This is a genomic window from Lysobacter enzymogenes (genome assembly GCF_017168095.1).
In the GTDB taxonomy this organism is placed as follows: Bacteria; Pseudomonadota; Gammaproteobacteria; order Xanthomonadales; family Xanthomonadaceae; genus Lysobacter; species Lysobacter enzymogenes_D.
Genome location: NZ_LXSD01000553.1, coordinates 1 through 3,737 on the forward strand (window position 1 = coordinate 1; position 3,737 = coordinate 3,737).

Annotated in this window: 3 protein-coding genes; 1 reads left to right on the forward strand and 2 read right to left on the reverse strand. The window is 72.8% G+C overall.

Going from position 1 to position 3,737, the window contains the following annotated elements; genetic code table 11:
• The first annotated feature begins 82 nt into the window (after positions 1-82).
• A complete protein-coding gene (gene phbB / locus A7A76_RS21835; RefSeq protein WP_206413285.1) occupies positions 83-823 on the forward strand; it encodes an acetoacetyl-CoA reductase in 741 nt (246 codons plus the stop codon).
• Positions 824-936: 113 nt separating this feature from the next.
• Here the strand turns inward: phbB and A7A76_RS21840 are convergent, their stop codons facing one another.
• Together A7A76_RS21840 and A7A76_RS21845 are read right to left on the reverse strand one after the other, a co-directional pair.
• The gene (locus tag A7A76_RS21840) at positions 937-1,863 is read right to left on the reverse strand and encodes a M48 family metallopeptidase (RefSeq protein WP_206413286.1); all 927 of its coding nucleotides are present in this window, start codon (positions 1,861-1,863) and stop codon (positions 937-939) included.
• Positions 1,864-1,995: 132 nt separating this feature from the next.
• Positions 1,996-3,737, reverse strand: a 1,742-nt coding sequence (locus A7A76_RS21845) for an SUMF1/EgtB/PvdO family nonheme iron enzyme (protein ID WP_206413287.1), incomplete at its 5' end; no start/stop codon positions are given.

Below are 3,737 nucleotides of genomic sequence, written 5' to 3' on the forward strand. Positions count from 1 at the left end.
GACGCACGGCCGCACGCGGCCGCGAACGCGCCGGGCGCCGCGCGCATCGCCGCCGCCGCGCTCCAGTTTTCGAGGTAATCGCATGAACAAACGCATCGCCGTGGTCAGCGGCGGCATCGGCGGGCTCGGCAGCGAGATCTGCCTGGCCCTGGCCCGCGCCGGCCGCCGCGTGATCGCGCTGGACCTGGGCGCGCGCGAACAACGCGTCGCGCAATTCGCGCAGCAGACCCAAGGCCACGACATCGCCTTCGAAGCCGCCGACGTCGGCGACTTCGACGATTGCGCGACGGCGGTGCAGCGCATCGTCGGCCGCGAGGGCGCGATCGACATCCTGGTCAACGCCGCCGGCATCACCCGCGACGGCAGCCTGCGCAAGATGGACAAGCGCGCCTGGGACGAGGTGCTCAACGTCAACCTCGACGGCGTGTTCAACCTGTGCCGGCACACCGTCGACGCGATGGCGCAGCGCGGCTTCGGCCGCATCGTCAACATCAGCTCGGTCAACGGCCAGACCGGCCAGTTCGGCCAGACCAACTATTGCGCGGCCAAGGCCGGCATGCACGGCTTCACCATGGCGCTGGCGCGCGAGGTGGCGCGCAAGGGCGTGACGGTGAATTCGGTCTCGCCCGGCTATTGCGAGACGGCGATGGTGATGGCGGTGGCGGAGGAGGTCCGCAGCAAGATCGTCGAGTCGGTGCCGGTGGGACGGCTGGGCAAGCCGAGCGAGATCGCGCGTACGGTGGAGTTCCTGACCGCGGACGAGGCCGGCTTCATCACCGGCGCGAACATTCCGGTCAACGGCGGCTTGTTCATGAGCTTCTGATGGGTGCGCCTGCTCCCTGTAGAAGCGGCGCGAGCCGCGGCTGCGAAACCTCGCTTGCGTCGTAGGCGCAATGTCGGGGTCGCGGCTTGCGCCGCTCCTACAGGGGCTGCGGGTCAGTTCGCGGCCAGTGGCTTGTTGGCGCAGTTGGCCTGGTAGAACTTCAGCGCGGTCGGCATCAGTTGCTGCAGCACCTGGATGCGGTTGGCCGGGTCCGGGTGGGTCGAGGCGAATTCCGCCGGCCGCTGGCCGCCGCCGAGCTGCGACATGCGCTGCCACAGCGGCACCGCCTGGCGCGGGTCGTAGCACGCCGCCGCGGCCAGCATCAGCCCGACCTTGTCGGCCTGGGTCTCGTGGTTGCGGCCGTACGGCAACACCAGGCCGTACTGCGCGCCGGCGCCGAGCGCGCCCATGATCATCTGCTGCTGTTGCGGGTCCATCCCGCCGACCGCCGCGCCGGCCGCGACCTGGCCGAGCTGCACCAGCTTCTGCTGGGCCATGCGCTGCGAGCCGTGGCGCAGCAGCGCATGGGCGATCTCGTGGCCCATCACCACCGCCAGCGCGTCGTCGTTCTGGGTCACCGGGAACAGGCCGGTGTAGACCGCCATCTTGCCGCCGGGCAGGCAGAAGGCGTTGGCCTCCTGCGAATTGATCACCGCCACGCTCCACTTGAAGTTGCGGTAGTCGGTCGGCGCTTCCTGGTTGTTCTGCCGCGCCAGCGCCTCGGTGACCTGCGGCACCTTGTCGATCAGACGCTGGGCGATCTGGCTGACCGCCTGACTCTGCGGCGCGCTGGAGGCCAGCAGCGCGCGTTGCGAGGTGGCGTCGTTGAGCACCTGCACGAAGGCCTGCTCGCCGAGCTGCACCTCCTCGTCGGCGCTGGTGCCGTAATGCGCGGTCTCGCCGGTGTAAGGATCGGTCTTGGCGCTGCCGAACCACGACCACGCCGCGTACAGGCCGAACAGCAGCAGGATCCACCAGCGGAACCCGCCGAAGCCGCGTCGCCCGCCCTGGGCCTGATTGCCGTAGGGATCCACTCTCATCCGCCCGCTCCCGAAAAATGCCGGGCGTCGCCGCCCGCGAATTGCCCTGCCTGCCATGCCGCCGGCGGCCTCGCCGGCGCCCTGCCCCGCCGCTTCCACCTTCGCAGCCGCGGCGCGCAGGCGGACATCAGATCAGATATCCCGCACCACGCGGAAGCCCAGGCGTCCGTTGGTGGTGTCGGCGCTGGTGCCCTGCCGCCACGCCGCGCGCGATTGCGCCGGCGAGCTCGACCACGAGCCGCCGCGGAACACCCGCGTGCGGCAGCCCGGGTTGAACCACGCCGCGCCGTCGCGCGGGGCGCGCCGGTAGTTGTCGTGCCAGCAGTCGGCGACCCACTCGCTGACATTGCCGCCCATGTCGTGAAGGCCGAATGCATTGGCCGCGTAGCTGCCCACCGGCGCCGGCCCCCAGAAGCCGTCGCCGTAGCCGGCGAAGGCGTTGCGCCAGCGCCGCCCGCTGGGCGAGAGGTCGAGCGCGCCGGTCAGGTTGCCGGCCTTCGCAGGCGGCGCGCCGTCGCCCCAGGGATAGCGGCCCTGGCTGCCGGCGCGCAGCGCGTATTCGTACTCGGCCTCGCTCGGCAGGCGGTAGCGCTGGCCGGTGATCGCCGACAGCCATTCGACGTAGGCGGTGGCGTCCTTGGCGCTGACGTGGACCACCGGCAGGTTGTCGGCGGCCGGCTGGCCGGCATAGTCCGAGCGCCAGTCCACGCCGCCGCGCCGCACCAGGTTGCCGCTGCGTTCGTCGTAGGCGATGGAATAGCCGCGGCGGGTGGCGCGGGCGCGGTGCTTGCTGGCGTTCATGAAACGGCGGAATTCGCCGACGGTGATTTCGTAGCGCGACACCGCCAGCCCGCGTTCGAAGCGGATGTTGCGCAGCGGCCGCTCGGCGTCGCTGGAGCCGGGCTCGCCGGCCTCGGCGCCCATGCGGAACGCGCCATGCGGGATCACCACCATCTGCGGGCCGCGGCCGCCGAGGTTCATCGCGTCGGTGAAGATCTGGCCGGGGCGGAACAGGCCGTAGTGGGTGGCCAGTTCGATCCGCTCGCGCAGCTCGGCCGCGGCCGGATCGCCGGGCGGGGCGATGCGCAGCAGCGTCGCCAGCACGCCGCGCGCGTCGTCGATGCCGCGCAGCTTGGGCAGCAGGGCGATGCCCTCGTCGCGCAGGCGGCGGATGCGCTCCTGGCGCTGCGCGGCGATCCGGCCCTGGGCGTCGGAGGCGGTCTGCATCTTCGGCCGCACCTGCGCGGCCTGGGCCAGCCAGCGCTCGGCGCCGGCGTAGTCGTCGCGGTCGGCGGCCAGCTCGGCGCGGCGGATCAGCGCGCTTTCGGCCGCGGCGATGCCCTGCTGGGCGCGCACGTCGCGCGGCCGCACCTCCAGCGCGTCGCGGAAGTGCGCCAGCGCCCCGCCCTCGCGGCCGTCCTCGCCGATGCGCCCGGCGTTGAGCGCCTCCTCGCCGAGGCGGTCGGATTCCTGGGCCTGGTCGGCGGCGTCGAGCCGCTCCAGGAAGGCCTCGACCTTGCGGTGCTCCGGCGCCACCGCGCGCGCCACCGCGGCGGCCCGGTGCGCGTCGCGCAGCGCCAGCGGCTCCTCGTCGATGCGCTTGAGCGCGGCGTCGCCCTCGGCCAGCAGCAACGCCACCGCGCGGTCCAGCCCGGCGGCGACGCCGCGGTCGTTGGGGGCGAAGCCGCGCAGGGCCAGATACAGCGGGATCGCCGAATCGGCAGTGGCGTACAGATCGCCGGCCTTGAGCGCGGCGTCGGCGCGCTTGCGCAGCGCGGCCTGGTTGTCGTCGCTGACCGCCACCGCCGGCGGCCGCCACGCCGGCACCGGCGAGACCGCCTGGTCGGCGCTGACCGTCACGATCGGCTGGCGCG

Bases quoted from the DNA above. Each gene is read 5' to 3' on its own strand.
- phbB (WP_206413285.1), top strand. From the start codon at position 83: ATGAACAAACGCATCGCCGTGGTCAGCGGCGGCATCGGCGGGCTCGGC.
- A7A76_RS21840 (WP_206413286.1), bottom strand. From the start codon at position 1,863: ATGAGAGTGGATCCCTACGGCAATCAGGCCCAGGGCGGGCGACGCGGC.